The sequence below is a fragment of the Hymenobacter wooponensis genome, assembly GCF_004745865.1.
Lineage (GTDB): Bacteria > Bacteroidota > Bacteroidia > Cytophagales > Hymenobacteraceae > Hymenobacter > Hymenobacter wooponensis.
In genome coordinates this window covers 978754-1000092 of record NZ_SRKZ01000001.1, presented here as the reverse complement: position 1 = coordinate 1000092, position 21339 = coordinate 978754, and the positions used below count along the sequence as shown (strand labels likewise).

Here is a 21339-nt window from a genome sequence, read left to right as displayed (position 1 = left end):
TTACAAGGTTGACGATATAAGTTGCAGCAGAGGCATTTTCATTTACACAAAAGAATGAGCCAAGGTATTATTAGCGAATCGGTTCGCAATTTCCTGTTCTATTTGTCCAGTGTTCAAAAGCGCAAGGCTGCCTGGATGTTTCTGCTATTAATATTGTCATCTGTAATAGATGTATTTGGACTAGCCTCACTGGTTCCCATTATTATAGCTGCTTCGCGCCCGGGTTCAATTTTTCGTAACTCTATTACTAATTGGGTATATCATGCTTTGCATTTTCAATCGGAGAAAACATTCCTAGTCTTCCTGATTATAGGATTAATAATATTCTTTTTGGTTAAAAATGCATTTACTACTTTAGTAAATTATCAACAGGTGCGTTTTACTGCTGAAATTGCTTTGAAGGTAGTTAATAACCAGCTTGGTAAGTATAATAATCTGTCGTTTTGGGACTTTAGCAGAGTAGGTACTTCTAATCTTATTCATTACACAGTTGGAGTGCCTCAGATTTTTGTGAATGGAATAATAAGGCAGTTGTTTCAATTTTTTTCTGAATTAGTTGTAACTCTAGTTATCGTAATTGCAATATTAATTTATCAACCAGCTTTATTTCTTGTATTAGCAGTAGTGTTAGGCCCTGCTACTTCTCTCACATATCGTGTACTGCGCAATAGGTCCATGCGTATAGGCATCAGAGCAGATGTCTTGAAACCGGTTACTTTCAAACTAATGTCAGAAGCCTTTGCTGGATACGTTGAGCTTAAATTAGCAGGCAAACAATTTCAAGTCAAAGACAAGGTGCTTGAGAACCAAGAGGAACTACAAGATTTAGAAGCTGTTTCTTACTTATATAGCCAACTGCCGCTCAAAATGATTGAGATGGTGGCAATTCTCGCAGTTGCTACTATTTTTCTATACTCCCTTCTGATCTCAGAAAATACTGAAAATTTGGTAACTATTATCGGCTTGTTTGCAGCTGCAGCATACCGTTTGATGCCCTCTGTTAATCGCTTGATTTTGTCCTTGGTTTCCCTAAAGCAACATAGGTTTGTATTCGATAACTTAAGCTTGCATAGGCATTTGGAAGAAAAAGTAGCACCGTTACAACAGCCGTTGGTATTTGAACATTCAATTGAATTACGCAACGTCACTTTTGCATTTCCAGAAACAATCAAACCTGTCCTTAACAATATATCTTTTAAAGTAAGCAAAGGTGAGCGTATAGGGTTAGTTGGATCTTCTGGTTCAGGAAAAACTACGTTGATGAACCTATTGCTTCGCTTTTATGAAGAGCAACAAGGTCAGTTACTCATTGATGGCCATCCGTTAACTGAGCACAATCTGGACGCTTGGTATCGTCTTGTGGGCTATGTAAAACAAGATACTTTCTTAATGGAAGCATCTATTCGGGACAACATAACTTTAGCCGACAAAAATGTGGATGAGCAACGGTTGCAATATGCCATTGAGCAGGCTTCATTAGCTGATTTTGTACAATCACTACCCGATGGGATAAATTCACTTATTGGAGAACGAGGTTCACGTCTTTCTGGTGGACAAAGGCAGCGTATTGGCATAGCACGCGCACTTTATAAGCGTACTGAAATCCTACTTATGGATGAAGCAACCAGTGCACTTGATAATGAAACTGAGCGGGAAGTGAATGAAGCTATAAGTCGTTTAGCTACTACTGATATAACTATTTTTATAATAGCTCATCGAATCACAACCCTACGTGACTGTACAAAAATATATGAAATGAAAGACGGTAGGTTAATTGCAGAACGAACGTACGATGAACTTGTAAGAAATGTCCTCGCCAACTGAGTGCTTATTGTAAGAGTTCTTTGATATTTTCTTAACTGCTTTCAGATAAATTTACGTGTTGCAACATGGCTTCTGCAAAACCTAAAGTAACTGTTGTAATTCCGAATTATAACCACTCTAAGTACCTGCCTCAGCGAATTGAAAGTGTATTAAATCAGACAGAAGAAGATCTAGATATTCTTATTTTAGACGATTGCTCTACAGATAACAGTCGTGCTGTGATTGACGAATATGCTCAAAAAGATGACCGAATTCGTACAATCTATAACGAGCAGAACAGCGGTAGTACTTTTAAACAATGGAACAAAGGGTTTGCGGAAGCCCGGGCTCCGTACATCTGGATTGCAGAAAGCGATGACTATGCCGATCCTCGCTTCTTAGAGGTCCTAACTGCCAAGCTTGATGCTAATCCTAAGATAGGAATAGTGTACTGTATGTCTACTGACGTAGATGAGAATGGCAACTTAAATCATATCAACCATCGCCTTGGTTTCAGGCGCACTGACCCTCAACTGTGGGAGCAGGACTTTGTAATGCCTGGTCTAACGCTAGTGCAACGCTATATGCCGCTGATGTGCGTTATCCCTAATGCCAGCGCTGCTGTATTGCGTAGAAGCGTGAGTGATCAGGTTGGCCCTGCTGATGCGACTATGAAACTGTCAGGTGACTGGTGGTTCTGGTCTTGTATGCTTGCCATAACGAATGTAGCTTTTGTGGCCGAGCCATTAAACTATTTCCGTCAGCATACAAACAACGTGCGAAGCGCAACTTTGGTGAGCGGAGTAGCTTTCGCTGAAGAAGCAAAAATGATGGTTAAACTTAAAAGGTTTAATCCTGATCCGGCCTTATATAAGATAAAGGTAAATGGTCTATTGCCAAAATGGTTTTATGGCATGGTTAATTACCGGATTCCGTTACAACGTAATTATGAGATATATCACAATCTAGCACAAGTTTATCCGGGCTTTGCGAGGAAATTCGTCAGGGAATTCTCAAAATTTCTTTTTAGCAATAAGTTGAGTGGTATTCGGCAGTTTGTAGGTGATAAGATGCTAGCAAAAATAAGTAGATAAATAATGCTTTCTATTTGCAAAAAGTTTTAATTGCTCTTCTAACATAAGGAATTCTACACAAAGTGGCTTCTTCTCCAGTTCGCGTTACCTATGTAATCGCGCATATAAATAAGGCCCTATCGTTTGAATGGATTGCTTCCTTTTTAGATAAACAAAAGATCGAGCTTTCATTCATATTGCTAAATACAGTAGATACGGAGTTAGAGCGTTTTTTGCGTGAGCGTGGTTTGCCAGTGGTGAGAGTGTCATACCGTGGTAAATCTGATTTATTCAGTGCTATTGTTGCGGTAAAGGCGCAATTAAAGCGATGGCAGTCTCAGGTAGTACACACACACCTATTTGACGCTAACGTAGTAGGTCTGTTGGCTGCTCGGTTCTTAGGCATTCCCAAGCGAATTTTAACTCGGCACCACTCAACCTACCACCACCAGTACTTTCCCCGGGCAGTATACTACGACCGTTTTACGAATACATTGGCTACTCACATTGTGGCTATTACCCAGATGGTGAAGCAAGTCCTAATAAAGCAGGAGCAAGTTTCACCAAGTAAAGTGCGGCTTATTCATCATGGCTTTGACTTAGCCATGTTTATGCAACCCCAAGCCGATCAGGTAGCTGCCTTGCGAGTTAAATATGCAATAAATGACTCTTACCCAGTCGTAGGAGTAATAGCCCGGCAGACTGAGCTCAAGGGTATTCAGTATATCATTCCCGCCTTTGCAGAGTTGCGGAAGAAGTACCCTAAAGCCCTGCTGGTGCTAGCCAATGCCCAAGGAGATTATCATGCTCAGGTTCAGGCTTTGCTTCAACAATATCTCTCCAAGGATGCTTACAAGCAGGTACCGTTTGAGAATGATTTGGTGTCATTATATCAACTATTCGATGTTTACGTTCACACACCAATCGCAGATCATAGTGAAGCATTTGGGCAGACATATGTGGAAGCGCTGGCTTCTGGAATACCTTCTGTATTCACGCTGTCAGGAGTTGCGCCAGAGTTTATTCGACATGAAGACAACGCTTTAATAGTGCCCTTTATGGATAGTGAGGCCATATACAAAGCAATAGAGCGCTTGCTAAGCGATCCAGTATTGTGTGAGCGGCTGCGAGTAGCTGGTGTTAGTGTGGTGGCAGAACAGTTTACTCTAAAGAGATATCTTTGCGCTTTGGAACAGCTGTATTGTGAATAGTAGCTCATTTCTTGACAACTCTGCAATACATACTTCAAGCTCTTGTACCTTCTTTGCTATTATGTATCTACTTGTAACCCAGTCCTTTGGTAAGGAAAGCGAATATAGACGAGCTGTCTTCGCAGTTCTAAGTTTTTGGGCGAGATACAGTGGAGATAAAAAAGTGGTTAAAACAGTAATCTTCACTGACAACTCCACTTTCTTTCAGCAATACCTGTCAGACATTGATGTGCATTATGTACATCTAACTCCTGAAAAGATGAAGAGCATGCGTGGCAGAATTGATTTTCTACATCGCATGAAGATTGCGTTGATTGAGGAAACGTTTCTGCTGTATCCTGAGGCAACAATACTTTATATCGATTCTGATACTTTTTTTATTGAAGATGCTACGCTATGGATGAAGTCTTTCACCCCCGGAAAAAGCTTTATGCACTTATTAGAGTATCCTTTCGAGTCATGCCGGGAAGCGCCATTACCAGCTGGACAGACGCAAAGAGCATTTCTAAATTTAATTGAGAGTAAAACATTTATTACAAGCCAAGGTGTTGAGTCATATACTGCTCAGCAAGCTTCTTGGAATGCTGGGGTTATGGGTTTGCCGTATCAGGTGGCATCATGGCTACCTGATGTATATAGTTTGACAGATGAGTTTTACCCACCTAGCAAAAGTCATGGGAGTGAGCAGTCTGCGTTTTCACTCATCCTTCAAACTCGTACTCAACTAGAGCCCTGTGATCAATATGTTTATCATTATTGGCATAGAGTACAAAAAGAAATTATTGATTCGCTGCTGCCAACATATCTAAATAAACAATTCCAATCAAGAAATATAGAAAAAAAACTATACGATATCAAAAAGTACTCTACTTCATTACCAATACTATTTGCTACACATCACTTGGCCATAAAAGATCATGCTATACAGTCTTTTAATGAAAAAAAATATAAGTTAGGTTATTACTATTCATTTAAACTTTTGTGCCAATTTTCGATAGATATGGCATTTTTAAAGGATTTGCTGTACCATTCAAAGCAATTTTTTGCCCAATCTAAATGAAGAATGAAATAAAGGTGGGTTTTGTGGTTGCCTACGATTGGTATCTATTAGAACAATCTTTGCCAATAGTTTATGAAGATGCAGACAAGATTTGCATATCTATTGACAAAAATAGAGTAGGTTGGTCAGGAAAAGAATTTTTATTTGACGAACAAGGTTTTAGAAAACTTATAAAGAAATTAGATTACAAGAATAAGATAGATGTATACGAAGATGTGTTTTACAAGCCCGAGCTTACGCCTATTGAGAACGATTCAAGGCAACGTCAATTGATGGCTGAACACCAGGGCCCTGGAGGGTGGCACGTGCAGCTTGACGCAGATGAGTATTTTGTGAATTTTGGAAAGTTTGCTCAATGGCTAAGAAATTCAAGCTTCAGTTATCCAGTTAATATAATTTGCCCATCTATTACATTATTCAAAAAACTAGAAAAAGGTTTTCTGGCCGTTGAAGCAGAAAAATTTGCTTCTTCAGAAATAATTGGAGCTGCAACTAATAAGCCAGCTTATAAACATGCTAGGATTAGTGATTGGTTTAACGTGTTGGTGCCTTACGAAATAATTCATCAATCCTGGGCAAGGACTTCACAAGAAATAGAACAAAAAGTTCGAAATTGGGGTCATTCTAATGATTTCGATATAAACGGATATATAGAATTTTGGGAAAGTTTGACGGAAGATAATTACCGTGGCTTTGTGAATTTTCACCCTATTTATCCAAGAAATTGGCCAAAATTGATATTTATAGAAGGAGATTCTATAAATGATATTGTGAATTATTATGTGAACAATCCTTTAGAGCGACCTGGTCAATTGGCTTTGGCTATGCGTAATTCTAGATGGATATCTAGAATAAAAAGTGTGTTTAGTAGATTTTTTCCGTCGGCATGATTGATGTTTCTGTTGTTGTAATCAATTATAATACCTATGCATTGACAAGGCAATGTATAGCTTCGGTATATGCGAATACACGAAATATAAGCATTGAGGTAATTCTTGTAGATAATGCTTCTACACAAATAAACCCCTCTTTATTTAAGGATGAATTTCCTGAATTGATTTTAGTTCAAAGTGTAGAGAACGTAGGGTTTGCCGGTGGTAATAACCTAGGTATTCAACGTGCGACTGGACGCTATATACTGCTACTTAATAGCGATACATATTTAAAGGATAATGCAATTCACAAGGTATTTGACTACATGGAGAGAACTCCGGCTGCAGGAGTTGTTTCGGCCAGGTTAGTATATCCTGATGGTCAGCACCAGGCGGTAGCTCAACGTTTTCCATCAGTTTTCGTGCCTTTAGCGGAAATACTTCGACTTCAAAAGTTGGTTCCGAAATCTATAAGCGGGGAAATACTGCTGGGTGCTTTTTTTGATCACCAGAAAACTGTTAAAGCAGATTGGGTATGGGGAGCTTTTTTTATGTTTTCGGCCTCTATTTTGAATCAATTACCAGGGCAAAAATTAGATGATAAATTCTTTATGTATTATGAAGATATGCAGTGGTGTTGGGATATTAAGAAGTTAGGTTATGAGATTCACTTTTTTGCTGATGCTGAAGTTGTTCATTTAATGGGTGGAAGCTCAGGTGCTAAAAACGAAATGATGTTAAAGAATGAGCAAATTTTTATGAAAAGCAATTATGGTTATTTGCATAGAGTTATGATAAGGCTTGTGAATAAATTGTTGTAAGACCAACCTTGGAAAGAATGGATTCGACTTTGCCAGCGGTACATGTGGCACTTGCATTCGATAAAAATTATCTGGCGCAATTTTATGCACTAGCAAGTTCTATTTATGATAATAATAGGCATAATTTAATATGCCTGCATGCTGTGGTTAGTGGAATTGATGAAGATTGTAAAAGTTTTATTCAGCAGTGGGTTAATTCATTTAATTCGAGCATTGTATTTTATACAATTGATCAGGATATAGTTAGCAAATTCGTGCTGTCTGGCACATGGACGGCAGCGGTTTATTATCGACTTTTCTTTCCTTTTTTAGTGCCAGAGTCGGTAGAAAATCTCCTTTATATAGATACAGATACACTTGTAGTAGGCGATTTGCGGCAATTTAGTTTGCTTGAGCTGGAAGGGAGGCCTGTAGCTGCTGTCTATGACAACTGGGTGAAAAATCAGCCGCTGCTTGGTATAACACAAGAGGGAGATTACTTTAATTCTGGTGTGTTATATATGGATTTAGCTGAGTGGCGTCGGCAGCAAATTACTGAAAAAGCATTTGAATATTTATTGCAGTTTCCTGAGAGAATTAAGTTTGTTGATCAATGTGCCTTAAATGCTGTGCTAATAGGCAATTGGAAAAAAATTGATTCGCGCTTTAATACTCTTTATTCATACATTCCTGAAGACTTATCACATAAGCAATTCAACCGTTTCTTACAGGATAAAATAATTTTGCATTTTACTTTACAACGTCCGTGGACGATGCTTTGTCAAAATAGGTTCAGGTACCTGTATCAGGATTATTTACAGCGCTCGCCCAGTAAGAATAAGAAAGTGTATTCTGATTTTTCTATATCGAAAGTTCCTGCATTGCTTCGTATTCGCTTGCGTGAGCTTTACATGGATAATCCTGCCTTAGGCCAACAGTGGCGACGTATTAAAACGCTGCTGCGTTAAGGTGATTTTCTCTTGCTAGCTTTCTCAAGAATGGTGTCTCCTTATTTTTCTGTTGTCATTCCGTCTTACAATCGAGCAGATTTCGTGACTGACACAATTAAGTCTGTTTTTAGACAAGAGTTTAATGACTTTGAGGTTTTATTGGTGGACGACGGAAGTACAGATACCACAGCGGAGGTAGTTGAGCCTTTGCTGGCGGATAGGCGTTTGCAATATCTGCCAAAAAAGAATGCCGAACGGGGGGCAGCTCGTAACTATGGTCTAGCACATGCTCGTGGTAAGTATGTTTTGTTTCTTGACTCAGATGACCGATGGCACCCAAATCATTTAGCTGTACTGTATCAGGCAATCTATGAGCAAGATCAGCCCAACTTCATTGCTTGTAAGTTTCAACTAGAGCGGAATGGGCACCTGATTGATAGTGACCTTGCTACTCGGCCCGCTAGCTATTATGGGCTCGACCTATTTCTGCATGGCAACCCTGTGGCCTGCAATTTTGCTGTTCGCCGAGAAAATCCAGGGTTGATTCTCTTTGAAGAAGATAGAACCTACGCTTCAATAGAAGACTGGATGTTTATGCTGCAGAATATGGAGCATGATCAATTATACTTAGTTGACGCGGTAACAATTATCATGAATGACCATGATAGTCGGTCGATGCGGGCTGACTATCGTACGATGACAAACCGCTGGCTGAAGTTGCCACCTTGGTTTGATCAACATTTGCACCTGACGGTGGAGCAGCGGCAGCAACTGCTAGGGCACATTTACTACCTTTGTGCTATTCATGCGTATGCTGCTGATGCCCGGGCAGAGGCGCTGCAATACGCGTGGAAAGCGTTGCCAGCATTATCTGCTCGGCAGGCGACCATATTAGTGGCCCGCTGTCTGATCGGTGTTGGGGGAGTAAACCTCCTGAAGAAGGTTGCCAAACGCTCTTAATTGCTCGTTCTTCGCATGTTAACCGGGCCGCTTACTAGCGGCTCTTTTCTTGTCTATACCTTTTTTTCTCCCATGTGCGGTATTGCTGGTTTTTTGAATCGTACGTCGGCCTCATCTTTCACGGAAGAGATGCTGCGGAATATGACCACGTGTCTGGCACATCGGGGGCCTGATGCGGATGGCTTTTATTTTGATGGGCAGATAGGCCTAGGCCACCGGCGCCTAAGCATCCTGGACTTATCCTCGGCGGCCAATCAGCCGATGTTTTCGCACAACGAGCGTTATGTTACTATTTTCAATGGAGAAGTCTACAATTTCCAAGAAATACGTGACCGGCTAGGCTTGCACATGCGCACAACTTCCGATACAGAGGTGATTCTGGAGGCCTTTGTAAAGCTGGGGCCTGATTTTGTGCAGGAACTCAACGGCATGTTTGCTATTGCTATCTATGATAAGCAGACAAAGCAGCTGGATGTCTTTCGGGACCGACTGGGCAAAAAGCCCATCTACTATTATTTGGAAGCTAATACCTTCGCATTTGCGTCGGAATTGAAATCCCTGGTAAATCTGGCGTCTATCCGGCAACGACTAACTGTAGATAAGGCCGCTGTAAATCAATTTCTATACCTCGGTTACATTCCGCGGCCCCGTTCCATCTACAATGAAATTAAGAAGATGGATTCTGGGGCTCACATTCGGGTGAATGGGAGCCAGTTCAACGAAGAACGCTACTGGAAGCTAGAAGAGAAGATTGGCGCTGAAGTGCTGCGGGATGAGCAAGAGGCTAAAAAGCAGTTGCATGACCTCGTGCATAGCTCCGTGCAGTACCGTATGATTGCCGACGTGCCTTTCGGCACCTTTCTTAGTGGCGGCATTGACTCTAGCCTGGTGACAGCCATGGCGCAGGATGTGTCGGCCACACCGGTAAAAACTTTCTCGATTGGCTTTGACTCTGCTAAGCACAATGAGTCGAGCTACGCAGCGGCAGTTGCCAAGCATCTCGGCACTGATCACCTTAGCTTCACGGTAACGGAGCGAGAGGCCCGCGACAGCATGGCGGAGCTGGCCACTATCTATGATGAGCCGTACGCCGACTCTTCGGCGGTGCCGACGCTGATGGTATCGAAGCTGGCCCGGCAACACGTAACCATGGCACTGTCGGGGGACGGAGGGGACGAGCTGTTTCACGGGTACGGCATGTATACCTGGGCCAACAGGTTGGCTAAGGGTAGCGTGAACCTGTTGCGCCATCCGGCTCGGCTTGTGATGCAGCAGATGAACAACCGCTATAAGCGGGTGGCTGATCTGCTGAACTATCCGGCCCAGGAGCGGCTTCGCAGCCACATATTCTCACAAGAGCAGTACCTGTTCTCAGAAAAAGAAGTTGAGAAACTGTTGCGGCCCGGCATGAGCGATCTACCTGCCCTTCCCGAGCAGTGGCCTAGCCCGCGTACCTTAACACCCGCTGAGCAGCAGGCCATCTTCGATATGCAGTATTACCTGCAGGACGATTTATTGGTGAAGGTGGACCGGGCATCAATGCGTTATTCGCTGGAAACGAGAGGGCCGTTGCTCGACTATCGTATCGCGGAGTTTGCCCTCAACCTGGACCCGGCCCTGAAAGTGAAGAACGGGGTCAGTAAGTATCTGCTCAAGCAGGTGTTGTATGATTACGTACCTGCGCACATCTTCGATCGGCCGAAGTGGGGCTTCTCTATTCCGCTGGGAACTTGGCTGAAAAAGGACTTACACTACCTTATTGAGGAATACTTAAATCCGACGGTATTGGAGCGCGTAGGCTTTGTGCGGCCAGAAATAGTGCGGGAGCTAGTGCAACGCTTTGAAGGTGGCGAAGACCACCTCTACAACCGTGTGTGGCTGCTGATTGTACTGCACCAGTGGGCTGCCACGCATCAGTTGACTGCTTAATATTCTCTCTTTACACAGTACCATGAGTTCAACTGCGCCCCGCGTTCTATTTATTTCTTACGACGGCATGACAGACCCGCTAGGCCAGTCGCAGGTACTGCCGTACCTGGTGGGCTTGTCGCAGGCTGGCTATCAAGTTACGTTACTGTCTACCGAGAAGAAAGAGCGGTTTGCTCAGCACGAAAAAACTATTCGGGAGATAACTGAGCGGGCGGGAATTCGCTGGGAGTACATCTTTTTTACGCGGAAGCCGCCCGTACTTGCTAAGTTCTACGACCGGTATCAGCTGCGGCAAAAGGCGCTGGCTCTGCATAAGGAGGTGCAGTTTGATATGAGCCATTGCCGCAGCTACGTCAGTGCAGAGGTTGGACTTTTATTGAAGCAGAAGTTTGGAGTCAAATTTCTGTTTGACATGCGCGGGTTCTGGGTGGATGAGAGGGTAGAAGGGGGCATGTGGAATTTGCAAAGCCCCATTTATCGCCGCGCTTACCGCACGTATAAGCGTAAAGAGGCGGAGTTTATTGCTGCTGCCGATGGCATCATTAGCCTGACGGAAAACGGCAAGGGGGAAATGCAGACTTGGGCTTCCTATCCTGGCACGCCTATCACCGTTATTCCTTGTAGCGCCGATTTTTCAGTATTCCCCTTGCTGACGGTTCAAGACCGGCAGATAGCACGTCAGAAGCTAGGTTATGGCGCGGAGGAGTTGGTGATTAGCTACTTGGGGTCAATTGGAGCGTGGTATCTGCTTGATGAGATGCTAGCTCAGTTTGCCGTGATTAAGCAGCAGTACTCAGGCGCAAAAATGCTGTTCATCACGCAAGAGCCGAAGGAAATGGTACTGGCAGCAGCGCGTAAGGTGACTGGCCTGGCCGAAACTGACTTTATTGTGAGGCCCGCCACACGTAAAGAAGTGCCAGAACTGGTGGCTGCCTCTGATCTAAACTTGTTTTTTATCAAGCAGAGCTATTCTAAAAAAGCCAGCTCACCCACCAAGCTTGGGGAAATTCTAGCTATGGGCTTACCTGTCATTTGCAACGACGGGGTGGGTGACGTAGCCGATATTATCAGGCAGACGGATGGCGGTACTGTGGTGTCTGAACTGAATGCGGCCGGCTACGAAGCGGCGGCCCGCAGCATTCCGGAACTGCTCAAAAAAGACGGTGCGCGTCTGCGGCAGAAAGCGCAGGAGTATTACGACTTGGAAACGGCTATTGGGCGGTATCGGGGCGAGTATAGGCGCCTGCTAGGCCAGTAGGCGTGTAGCCCGCTTGAATTATTAGGTAGTGTAAAAGTTCAGCACGCAGTTGATGATACGGGTCTGCTGCTGTTCACTTAGCTCAAAGTATAAGGGCAGGCGCACTAGTCGTTGGGCGTAGTTCTCCGCCTGGCCTAGAGCTGGTCCCGCGTATCTGGGATGAAAATATGGACTGCTATGAAGCGGTTGGTAGTGAAAAACGGCAAGAATGTTTTGATCAGCCAAGTGTTGAATTAGCTGCTGTCGCTCTTCTACGGAGCGGCAAATCAGGTAAAAAATGTGGCCATTGTGGGCGCTGGCGTAGGCCGGAATAAATGGGAGCTGTAGGCCTATACCAGCCAGGGGAGCAAAAGCCTGCTCGTAGGTTGTCCATTGCTGTAGGCGCCGCTGCAGGATGCGCTGGCGCTGCTCCAACTGGGCCCACAGGAAGGCAGCTGTCATTTCAGACGGCAGAAAAGATGAGCCAATATCAACCCATTGGTACTTGGCCGTTTCGCCCCGGAAGAAGGCGGCGCGGTTAGTGCCTTTCTCCCAAATAATTTCGGCCCGGTCGGCAAATTGAGAATCGTTGATGGCTAGTAGGCCACCCTCGCCGGCACTGATGTTTTTGGTTTCGTGAAAGGAAAAGGCCGCCAAGTGGCCTATGGAACCCAGTCTCCGGGTTAGGTGATATGATTCAATAGCTTGGGCGGCATCCTCAATCAACACGAGGTTGTGTTGCTCAATTAAGGGGAGAATAGCGGCAATGTCGCAGGCTACTCCGGCGTAGTGTACTACTACTACGGCGCGTGTCTTGGGGGTAATCAGCCGGGCAATTTCTGCGGGAGCAATGTTGGGGTGGTCAGGGCTGCTATCGGCAAACCGTAAGGTGGCGCCGCGCAACAGAAACGCATTGGCGGTAGAAGTGAATGTGAAGGATGGTAGGATAACCTCGTCGCCGGGCTGTAGGTCTAGTAGCAGCGCCGCCATCTCCAGTGCTGCCGTGCCACTATTGGTCAGCAGCGCCCGTGTGAATCCGTATTCCCGTTGGAAAAAGTCTTGGCAGCGTTGTGTAAAGATGCCGTTGCCCGATAGCTTTCCTAAAGCGGCTGCTTCCGCAATGTAGCGCAGCTCATTTCCAACTAGGTAAGGCTTGTTAAACGGAATATAATCGAGCGAAGTAGAAGGCATACTACGACGTAGTTTCGGCAATTACATACAAGGGGCGGTTACGAACTCCCTCGAACGTTTTACCGACGTAAAGACCCACGATGCCAAGTACCGTTATAATGATACCTGAGAAGAAGCTGATCGAGACAATCAGACTTGCGTAGCCTAACACGTCAATTCGACCTAGGAAAGCACGAATTAGCATAACTAAGCCCAAGATAAACGCACCACAAGCCAGTAGCAGACCTAAGAATACAGTCAAGCGGAGAGGTTTGTCAGAATTAGATAATAATATATCTAAGCCCAGTTGAAACCGACGTGATAGGGTATAAGAAGGTGGCCTACCGTTTACGCCATGCGGTACGGAGAGGGAAGTTTGTCGAAAGCCAGCCCAGCGTACCATAGTAGGGAAATACCGCGTGCTTTCCTGGAGTTGCAAAACGGTATCAATGAGCCGCCGATGATAAATGCCGAAGTTGCCTACCTCCGGGTCCTGATCCTGACCTGTGAGGTAACCGAGGACACGGTAGAAAGCTCGCGCTAGCCAGATTGTTAGGAATGTATCGGTACGCTGACCACGCCTAGCTAATACGGCTTCATACCCTTCCTGCGCTTTTTTCAACAGACGCCCAATTTCTTCGGGCTGGTCCTGTAGGTCGCAGTCCATTACAACTATCCACTCCCCCCGGGCCGCTGCCAGGCCCGCCGTGATGGCGTGGTGTTGCCCAAAATTTCGGGAGAGCCGGAGACCTATTACCTGCGCGCTGCGGGTAGCAAGCTGCTGAATGATTGGCCAGTCGGGCGTAGGACTACCATCATCTACCAGAATAATTTCATATGACAGCCCTGCACCTGCCAAAGCGGCCTCTAGGCGGTGAACCAGCTCGAGCAGCGTGTGCTCGGCGTGATACACCGGGCTGACAATGGAAAGGTAGGGGGTAGGAGACAGCATGCAATAAAGGCTCAGGCATCGGTGGCACGGAAGCTCCCAGATGTGTATCAAAGATACTAACGCGCGAATGCGGGCCTAGCATCTATAACACGTAAGGCATCTTGTACCTTTGTCTGCTACGCTCGGACTTGCCAGTAGGCTAGGCCAGTATCTTTTGCTTCTAAAGAAATATGAAAATACTTTTTGTGGTGCCGTATCCGGCAGGGAAAGCACCTTCTCAGCGCTTTCGGTTTGAGCAATACTTACCGCTGCTCACGGAGGCAGGGCATACGTGGCTGCTTGCTTCGTTTATTGATCTAGCTACCTGGGATATTCTGTATAAGCCAGGCCATGCATTCGCTAAGGCAACAGGTATTGTATTGGGCTTTCTGCGCCGGTTTGCCTTGCTATTCAGTGTACCTCAATACGACTACGTATTTATTCATAGGGAAGCCTCGCCTATTGGCCCGCCTGTATTCGAGTGGCTAATAGCTAAGTTGTTACGAAAAAAGGTAATCTACGACTTTGACGATGCCATCTGGCTACCCAATACCTCAGACGCAAATAAGATAGTAGCTGGAGTGAAGTGGCATCATAAGGTGGCAAGTATCTGCCGGTGGGCTTATAAGGTGAGCTGTGGCAATGAGTACCTAGCTGCCTACGCCCGGCAATTCAACAGCCGGGTAGTAGTAAACCCCACAACGATTGATACGGTGCATCTGCACAATAAAGTGCGCAATCAGTTGACTCCTGACCGCTTAGTAATTGGCTGGACGGGCACCCACTCCACGCTAAAGTATATAGAGCAAGTGGTGCCCGTACTAAGCAAGCTGGAGCAGGAATTTGACTTCGAGTTTCGGGTCATTTCCAATCAGCCGCCGCGTCTGCCGCTTAAGTCGCTGGTGTATGTGCCGTGGAAAAAGGAAACCGAAATTGCGGATCTACTGCACTTTCATGTGGGCTTGATGCCACTGGAAGACGACATTTGGGCCAAAGGAAAATGTGCCTTTAAAGCGCTTCAGTACATGGCTTTGGGGGAGCCGGCACTAGTTTCACCAGTAGGCATGAATACTGAAGTAGTACAGGATGGCTACAACGGCTACGTCTGTTCAGATGCCGCGGATTGGGAAAGTGCCTTGCGCAAACTGCTGCAAACGCCTGCTTTGCGGAGCGAGCTAGGCCACAATGCGCGTTTAACTATTGAGGAGCGCTACTCGGTAACGGCTAACCGGCCCAATTTTCTGGCGTTATTCACTTGAACTGGCCGCCGCGAAACCACCCGCTTAGGTGCTCTCGCTTTAAATTGCATAATATAAAGTGCGCCCAGGTAAAAGGGCATCAGCGGAATTTTGTAGCGTACTAATGTGCCAAAGTTGCCGCTATTTACGCCCACTCCGATGGCGAATATTATTGAAAAAATAAAGCAGAAGGATAATATTGGCTCACCACCAATTAATTTAAAGCTTTTTAAAATACCTGTCTTGTAAAATAAACTAACAGTGAGGTAAATAAATAGTGTAGCCTCTAACGCCGATAGTAGCATCACAGGATTTCGAGCTTCAAATAGAAAGGGGCGAAAAAGAGATACTACTATTGCCTGAGGCGCCACTTTTACAATAGAGGACGCAGAGCCATCAAACTCGCCGATGTTATACGCCGAGCCACTTGCTACCTGTTGCGTGAGATAGTAGTTGTTGATTTTACTCCTCTCACCTATTTTTTCAATATCGTATTTTTCATCTCCGGCTGTAAGACTGCTAGCACCCAACGCTCCTACCACTATCCCTAGCCCAATAAATAGAGGCTTTAGAATAAGGCGTAATGCACTTGACTTGATTTTCTGGTTGTACTCATTGAATACCCAAAAAAGTGCTGGCGGAAGAAAGGAGAGCAGAATATATATCTTAACAGAAGCGATAATGTAAGCTCCTAATATTCCCATTGACAGAGCAGTAGCCATGTTGCGAGGACGGATTATCGCATGATAAAAGCCGTAAAACACCCAACCTAAAGCTCCCATACACAGGGAATCCTTGCCTAAGCCAGACCCCCAAAAAAATACAGATGGTAAAAAGAATACAGCTATGGCAAGTTTTTTATAAGCTAATGGAAATATCCTTATGAAAGTGAGGTACATGGCCCACATTCCTGTGAAGCTAAATAATGCAAAGCACAAGCCAATTACGGTGTATGTATTAAAGCAAAATAGAGCGAAGAAAGAGGCAACTTTTATTACAAAAAATTCAGTAGGAGCTCGATACCATTCCATCATAACCGCGTAACGGTTAGTTTCTGGATCGTATTCGCCATGTGATAACAGTAGTTTTAATCCAACTGTTAGTGAATCTGTAAAAGCTCCATAAACAGTCTTTACATGATTAAAATAGTTGAATGTATCTCCACCGCTGTAGTAGAATTGATATATTAATCCTAGCCCGATAGCTCCTAAAAATTTAACCGAAAGGGCTGGAATAAAGTATTTTCTTGTTAGCGCGTTAGTGAAACGTTTGCGTAGCGCAAATGCTAACCCATAGAACAGGCCTAGATATAGCGGGGTAAGAAAAAGGTCTTTTAATTCCATGCGCTGAAGGCTACTGTTTGTTCTTCTTTAAATACGCTTTCGCCTCATTGTATTGTTCCGAATTGCGCTCCGATTTATCGCGAACAACAGAATAGTAGCGTATTGCGGCTTTAGTGTCCTTTTCTTTATCAGCCATACGTGCAAGGGCAAGGTTGGCATACAGGTAAAAGCCACCACTAGTCTCGGCTGTACTTTCTGCGAAAACGATGCAGCGTAAGTAATAGTCTTTGGCCTTTGTGAAGTCCTTGTACTTGTTCTGCATTAGCCAGCCTAGAAAGTAGGTGGCATAGCGTCCACTTATGGCTTCATAGCCGGGAAGGCCCTGATTTAGCTTGTCAAGAATCTCTCGGCTCACTCGTTCGCATTCCCGAAACTCCCCCTGGTTAAAGCAAACCAAGGCATAGAATCGCTGGCAGTAGGCATTGTCAGGGTAGGTAGAAGCCATATAACGAGCAATGGGCAAAGCCGCTTCAGGCTTATTTTCCTCGTTTAACAGGATCTTCATCAGGAAAACCCGAGCCTCTGGGCCTACATAAAATCCGTTGTCGGCAACGTTGCGAAGCTGCTGCAGGCCTAGAGCTTTATTGCCTTTGGGGAAGAATAGCAGAACCGGCTTCAGCAGCGTGTAGTTATCCGGAATCCAAACGGCGTAATAGTTGAACAGCGCTTGGCCGAACAGGAACTCCGGGCTTAGCCCATTGGCTTCCTTGCTGATTTCAAGATATTCTAGAGCACGCTTGGCACTGACAGTAGCCTTGCGCCAGTCGTGGCGGTCGGCGTGCAGGCGACCATCAAAACCGTACGCAGCAGCTAAGAAGAAACAAGCTTCGTAGTTGTGTTTATCGGCTTCGTAGAGCTGCTCACCCTTCGTGATGGCCGTATCCATGTAGGCGAAAAACAGCTTGTCATACTGTTTCGTCTGGTTGTTGGTCGGGACGATTTTCCACCAGGTGCTGAGGCCTAGCAGAAAGTAAGGCATAGGGTGGTTCGGATAGCGGCGCCGCAAGGAGCGAAATTGGCGCTCAGCCTTGTCGTACTTGAAGTTGTATAGGTTATATACTGCGCCTTCAAGCTCAGTCTGGATATCTTTATCTAGCAAGAGCCAGCCCTTTGTATCAACAGCATTAGGTGCAACATCTACGTTCTCAAGTTGCACTTGCCGAGTTGTGTCTGGTAGGGGAGAATGGTTTGTTCCGGATTGCTGTGCCCAAACCGATAATGGCAGCAGGAAGAGCAACAGGATAAAACGGAGTATTTGAATCATAATCACTACTAATGTCGACTTCGCCCTTACACTTCTAGCTGGCGAAACTGCCTCCGGAAAGGCTAAATTAGGACTTTTATCCTGGTTTTGGACAAATAAGCCCCGCGCTATGAAGCTTTTACACACCCTTTGTCAGATTGCAGCACCCTCTGGCAATGAAGCCCCTTTATCTGAATACCTACTAAACTATATTCAACAGAATAAGCAGAGTTGGCAGAATCAACCAACCGTTGTATATGGAGAAGAGTTTCAGGATTGTATTATTCTTGTATTTGGTAAGCCGCGTACGGCAGTTTTTGCGCATATAGACAGCATTGGGTTTACTGTCCGGTACGGTAATCAACTGGTAAGAATTGGAGGACCGGATGCTGAATCGGGCTATAGGTTAGTGGGACAGGACTCACAAGGGCCAATAGAATGCACACTTATAGTAGATGAGCGGAGTGGAGCATTGAGCTATGTGTATAGTAGAGAGATTGAACGAGGTACTGAGCTTACATTTCAGTGCGACTTCCGGGAAACAGACACTACTGTACAGAGTTGCTACTTAGATAATCGGCTAGGAGTGTGGAATGCGCTCCGCTTGTGTGAGACCCTGCAAGATGGCATCGTTGTTTTCTCCTGTTGGGAAGAGCACGGTGGCGGATCGGTGGCCTACTTGGCTAAATACATTTATGAAACTTATGGCGTACGGCAAGCCCTGATTTCAGACATCACATGGGTAACAGAAGGAGTGCACCCTGGCCAAGGCGTCGTTATTTCCCTGCGCGACTCTCTTGTTCCGCGCCGCAGTTATGTGGAGCGCATCCGACGAATTGCGCAAGCAGCTGGCGTGCCGCATCAGCTGGAGGTAGAAGGTAGTGGCGGCTCTGATGCTAAAGAATTACAGCATGGCTCACAACCTTGGGATTGGTGTTTTGTGGGAGCACCAGAAGATAATGTGCACTCGCCGGATGAAATAGTAGATAAGCGCGACATCGAAAGCATGCTCGCCTTATACCAAGTCTTGATGCAAAAGCTATAATACGTATAGCCCCTTCGTGACGAAAGAGCCGCCTAGTAAATCCTGGGCGGCTTTTTTATGTGCTGAAGGGGAACGGCGGAGCGGCAAAGCTTCCTGTTAGTGACTGAAAGCTTGGGGATTAGGCAATAACTTCTATTTTACCTTCAGAATCCAGTTCCGTCAGTCTCCAACCCAATACCTCACCCTATTCCCACCGTGTATGATGAATGTTCTTTACGTGGTGCCAGCGCTTGGTGTGCTGGCTTTGTTGTATACCTGGGTGCGCTCAGGCTGGGTTTCTCGTCAGGATGCCGGCGACGAACGAATGCGCACAATAGCTGGCTACATCGCTGACGGAGCCCTCGCGTTCCTGAAAGCGGAGTACCGGGTGCTGACGATTTTTGGATTGATTGCAAGTGCTTTCCTGTTCTACCTGGGAAGCACTGGTGAGAAGTCGAGCCCCATTATTGTGGGGGCGTTTCTGGTGGGGGCGATATTCTCAGCGCTGGCGGGCTTTATTGGGATGAAGATTGCCACTAAGGCAAATGTGCGCACGGCGCAGGCCGCACGTACAAGCCTGAGCAATGCACTGAACGTATCATTTTCGGGTGGTTCGGTCATGGGAATGGGGGTAGCAGGCCTAGCAGTGCTGGGCCTGGGTTCCTTGTTTATTATATTCTATCAGATGTTCGTGGTGAGCCGGAATGGCGGGGCCAATGGCGTTGAGATGGAAACGGCGCTGGAAGTGCTAACGGGTTTTTCGCTGGGGGCTGAAAGCATTGCGCTCTTTGCACGGGTAGGAGGGGGGATATACACGAAAGCTGCCGATGTGGGGGCCGACCTCGTGGGCAAAGTAGAGGCAGGCATTCCGGAAGACGACCCCCGCAACCCCGCTACCATTGCCGACAATGTGGGCGACAACGTGGGCGATGTAGCTGGCATGGGTGCCGACTTGTTCGGCTCGTATGTAGCCACCATTCTTGCCACCATGGTGCTGGGCCGTGAAGTAGTAGCCCGCGGAGACCAGTTTCAGGGGCTTTCCCCCATCCTGCTACCCATGGTCATTGCGGGGATGGGCATTCTGGCCTCGTTGGTCGGAATTCTGATGGTGCGGGTGAAAGAAAATGGAAACGTGCAGGGAGCCCTCAACCTGGGTAACTATATCTCAGTGCTGGTATCGGCGGTGGCTTCCTTCTTCATTATACGCTGGATGCTGCCAACCGAGGACCTGACTATCCGTGGCATCACTTTCAGCGCCATGAACGTGTTTTATGCCGTGCTAGTAGGCCTAGTAGTAGGCACTCTCATGAGCATCATCACGGAGTATTACACTGCTATGGGCAAGCGACCGGTGCTAAGCATTGTGCGGCAGAGCAGCACCGGGCATGCTACCACCGTAATAGGTGGCCTAGCTGTGGGCATGGAGTCAACGGTGCTGCCAATTATAGTGCTGGCGGCGGGCATTGTGCTCAGCTACGAGTGCGCCGGCTTGTATGGAGTGGCTATTGCGGCGGCGGGTATGATGGCCACTACGGCCATGCAGCTAGCCATTGATGCTTTTGGGCCTATTGCCGACAATGCTGGGGGTATTGCCGAGATGAGCGAGCTACCCAAGGAAGTGCGGGAACGCACCGACATTCTGGATGCCGTAGGCAACACCACTGCCGCTACCGGCAAAGGCTTTGCTATTGCCTCGGCGGCCCTCACATCGCTAGCCTTGTTTGCGGCATTCATGGGCACCGCCAACATCTCCTCCATCGATATTAGCAATGCGCGGGTACTGGCCGGTCTGTTTGTGGGAGCCATGATTCCGTTCATCTTCTCGGCGCTGGCAATTTCGGCGGTAGGGCGGGCGGCCATGGCCATGGTACAGGAGGTGCGTCGGCAGTTCCGGGAGATACCGGGCATTATGGAAGGAACGGGTCGGCCGGAATATGAGAAGTGCGTAGCTATTTCTACCCAGGCAGCTATCCGCGAAATGATGCTGCCGGGCGCAATTGCATTGATTGTGCCCATTATCATTGGCTTTAGCTTTGGGCCTGAGGTACTAGGCGGCACATTAGCTGGCGTGACAGTTTCGGGTGTGCTGATGGCCATGTTCCAGAGTAATGCCGGTGGCGCCTGGGACAACGCGAAGAAGTCGTTTGAAAAGGGGGTAATGATTGATGGCAAGATGGAGTTCAAAGGCTCCGATGCGCACAAAGCCTCCGTTACCGGCGACACCGTGGGCGACCCTTTCAAGGACACCTCCGGACCTTCCATGAACATTCTAATCAAGCTCATGAGCATCGTGTCCTTGGTAATTGCGCCGCACATTGCGGCTCCTAGTAGAGCAGTGGCAGAAAGGCAGCCGGCTAATACGGAGTTGCAAGCGCGCCCCAACGTCAAGTACGCCGACCTAGCACCCAAGGCAACTAATGCCATTTTTGTGCTCATGCGTCAGCTCTAGATCTTGAGGTAAGTATGCTGGTTACTAAGCCAGTAGAAGAGAGTAG

General features: G+C 46.3%; 17 protein-coding genes. 13 read left to right on the top strand and 4 right to left on the bottom strand.

Annotated features, from left to right (window positions below):
* Window positions 1–54 precede the first annotated feature (54 nt).
* From EU557_RS04210 to EU557_RS04165, 10 genes are all read left to right on the top strand, one after another.
* Window positions 55–1824, top strand: coding sequence for an ABC transporter ATP-binding protein (locus EU557_RS04210; RefSeq protein ID WP_135529145.1), 1770 nt, complete (start codon window positions 55–57; stop codon window positions 1822–1824).
* A 65-nt stretch (window positions 1825–1889) separates the two neighbouring features.
* Window positions 1890–2897 (top strand): glycosyltransferase family 2 protein, encoded by a 1008-nt coding sequence (locus EU557_RS04205; RefSeq protein ID WP_135529144.1) that lies wholly within the window; start codon window positions 1890–1892, stop codon window positions 2895–2897.
* Window positions 2898–2959: 62 nt separating this feature from the next.
* Window positions 2960–4087, top strand: a complete 1128-nt coding sequence (locus EU557_RS04200) for a glycosyltransferase family 4 protein (protein ID WP_135529143.1) — start codon at window positions 2960–2962, stop codon at window positions 4085–4087.
* Window positions 4088–4148: 61 nt separating this feature from the next.
* Entirely contained in the window at window positions 4149–5147 is a 999-nt protein-coding gene (locus EU557_RS04195) for a hypothetical protein (RefSeq protein WP_135529142.1), read from the top strand.
* Entirely contained in the window at window positions 5144–6037 is an 894-nt protein-coding gene (locus EU557_RS04190) for a hypothetical protein (protein ID WP_135529141.1), read from the top strand. Before EU557_RS04195 ends, EU557_RS04190 begins: the two co-directional genes overlap by 4 nt.
* Window positions 6034–6840: a glycosyltransferase family 2 protein gene (locus EU557_RS04185; RefSeq protein ID WP_135529140.1), complete on the top strand. Its 807-nt coding sequence runs from the start codon at window positions 6034–6036 to the stop codon at window positions 6838–6840. Before EU557_RS04190 ends, EU557_RS04185 begins: the two co-directional genes overlap by 4 nt.
* Window positions 6841–6857: 17 nt before the next feature.
* Window positions 6858–7787 carry a glycosyltransferase family 8 protein gene (locus tag EU557_RS04180; RefSeq protein ID WP_135529139.1) on the top strand — a complete coding sequence of 310 codons (930 nt, stop codon included), beginning with the start codon at window positions 6858–6860 and terminating at the stop codon, window positions 7785–7787.
* Between the two features lie 30 nt (window positions 7788–7817).
* Entirely contained in the window at window positions 7818–8729 is a 912-nt protein-coding gene (locus EU557_RS04175) for a glycosyltransferase family 2 protein (RefSeq protein ID WP_135529138.1), read from the top strand.
* A gap of 72 nt (window positions 8730–8801) precedes the next feature.
* A complete protein-coding gene (asnB, locus tag EU557_RS04170; protein ID WP_167855083.1) occupies window positions 8802–10658 on the top strand; it encodes an asparagine synthase (glutamine-hydrolyzing) in 1857 nt (618 codons plus the stop codon).
* A gap of 22 nt (window positions 10659–10680) precedes the next feature.
* Entirely contained in the window at window positions 10681–11916 is a 1236-nt protein-coding gene (locus EU557_RS04165; RefSeq protein ID WP_135529136.1) for a glycosyltransferase, read from the top strand.
* Between the two features lie 21 nt (window positions 11917–11937).
* Here the strand turns inward: EU557_RS04165 and rffA are convergent, their stop codons facing one another.
* Window positions 11938–13086 carry a dTDP-4-amino-4,6-dideoxygalactose transaminase gene (gene rffA / locus EU557_RS04160; protein WP_135529135.1) on the bottom strand — a complete coding sequence of 383 codons (1149 nt, stop codon included), beginning with the start codon at window positions 13084–13086 and terminating at the stop codon, window positions 11938–11940.
* A 1-nt stretch (window position 13087) separates the two neighbouring features.
* Window positions 13088–14017: a glycosyltransferase family 2 protein gene (locus EU557_RS04155; protein WP_135529134.1), complete on the bottom strand. Its 930-nt coding sequence runs from the start codon at window positions 14015–14017 to the stop codon at window positions 13088–13090.
* A gap of 170 nt (window positions 14018–14187) precedes the next feature.
* Between EU557_RS04155 and EU557_RS04150 the strand changes: the two genes are divergently transcribed.
* Window positions 14188–15255: a glycosyltransferase family 4 protein gene (locus EU557_RS04150; RefSeq protein WP_135529133.1), complete on the top strand. Its 1068-nt coding sequence runs from the start codon at window positions 14188–14190 to the stop codon at window positions 15253–15255.
* Here the strand turns inward: EU557_RS04150 and EU557_RS04145 are convergent.
* Both EU557_RS04145 and EU557_RS04140 read right to left on the bottom strand, forming a co-directional pair.
* The gene (locus EU557_RS04145; protein ID WP_135529132.1) at window positions 15207–16577 is read right to left on the bottom strand and encodes a hypothetical protein; all 1371 of its coding nucleotides are present in this window, start codon (window positions 16575–16577) and stop codon (window positions 15207–15209) included. The two genes, EU557_RS04150 and EU557_RS04145, sit on opposite strands and share 49 nt — an antisense overlap.
* 10 nt (window positions 16578–16587) lie before the next feature.
* A complete protein-coding gene (locus tag EU557_RS04140) occupies window positions 16588–17556 on the bottom strand; it encodes a tol-pal system protein YbgF (protein WP_245326161.1) in 969 nt (322 codons plus the stop codon).
* A gap of 394 nt (window positions 17557–17950) precedes the next feature.
* Between EU557_RS04140 and EU557_RS04135 the strand changes: the two genes are divergently transcribed.
* On the top strand, window positions 17951–18865 hold the full coding sequence (locus EU557_RS04135; RefSeq protein ID WP_135529130.1) for a M20/M25/M40 family metallo-hydrolase: 915 nt from the start codon (window positions 17951–17953) through the stop codon (window positions 18863–18865).
* 199 nt (window positions 18866–19064) lie between these two features.
* Window positions 19065–21293, top strand: a complete 2229-nt coding sequence (locus tag EU557_RS04130) for a sodium-translocating pyrophosphatase (RefSeq protein ID WP_135529129.1) — start codon at window positions 19065–19067, stop codon at window positions 21291–21293.
* The last annotated feature ends 46 nt before the right edge of the window (window positions 21294–21339 follow it).

Bases quoted from the DNA above. Each gene is read 5' to 3' on its own strand.
- EU557_RS04210 (WP_135529145.1), top strand. From the start codon at position 55: ATGAGCCAAGGTATTATTAGCGAATCGGTTCGCAATTTCCTGTTCTAT.
- EU557_RS04205 (WP_135529144.1), top strand. From the start codon at position 1,890: ATGGCTTCTGCAAAACCTAAAGTAACTGTTGTAATTCCGAATTATAAC.
- EU557_RS04195 (WP_135529142.1), top strand. From the start codon at position 4,149: ATGTATCTACTTGTAACCCAGTCCTTTGGTAAGGAAAGCGAATATAGA.
- EU557_RS04190 (WP_135529141.1), top strand. From the start codon at position 5,144: ATGAAGAATGAAATAAAGGTGGGTTTTGTGGTTGCCTACGATTGGTAT.
- EU557_RS04185 (WP_135529140.1), top strand. From the start codon at position 6,034: ATGATTGATGTTTCTGTTGTTGTAATCAATTATAATACCTATGCATTG.
- EU557_RS04180 (WP_135529139.1), top strand. From the start codon at position 6,858: ATGGATTCGACTTTGCCAGCGGTACATGTGGCACTTGCATTCGATAAA.
- EU557_RS04175 (WP_135529138.1), top strand. From the start codon at position 7,818: ATGGTGTCTCCTTATTTTTCTGTTGTCATTCCGTCTTACAATCGAGCA.
- asnB (WP_167855083.1), top strand. From the start codon at position 8,802: ATGTGCGGTATTGCTGGTTTTTTGAATCGTACGTCGGCCTCATCTTTC.
- EU557_RS04165 (WP_135529136.1), top strand. From the start codon at position 10,681: ATGAGTTCAACTGCGCCCCGCGTTCTATTTATTTCTTACGACGGCATG.
- rffA (WP_135529135.1), bottom strand. From the start codon at position 13,086: ATGCCTTCTACTTCGCTCGATTATATTCCGTTTAACAAGCCTTACCTA.
- EU557_RS04155 (WP_135529134.1), bottom strand. From the start codon at position 14,017: ATGCTGTCTCCTACCCCCTACCTTTCCATTGTCAGCCCGGTGTATCAC.
- EU557_RS04150 (WP_135529133.1), top strand. From the start codon at position 14,188: ATGAAAATACTTTTTGTGGTGCCGTATCCGGCAGGGAAAGCACCTTCT.
- EU557_RS04145 (WP_135529132.1), bottom strand. From the start codon at position 16,577: ATGGAATTAAAAGACCTTTTTCTTACCCCGCTATATCTAGGCCTGTTC.
- EU557_RS04140 (WP_245326161.1), bottom strand. From the start codon at position 17,556: ATGCCTTACTTTCTGCTAGGCCTCAGCACCTGGTGGAAAATCGTCCCG.
- EU557_RS04135 (WP_135529130.1), top strand. From the start codon at position 17,951: ATGAAGCTTTTACACACCCTTTGTCAGATTGCAGCACCCTCTGGCAAT.
- EU557_RS04130 (WP_135529129.1), top strand. From the start codon at position 19,065: ATGATGAATGTTCTTTACGTGGTGCCAGCGCTTGGTGTGCTGGCTTTG.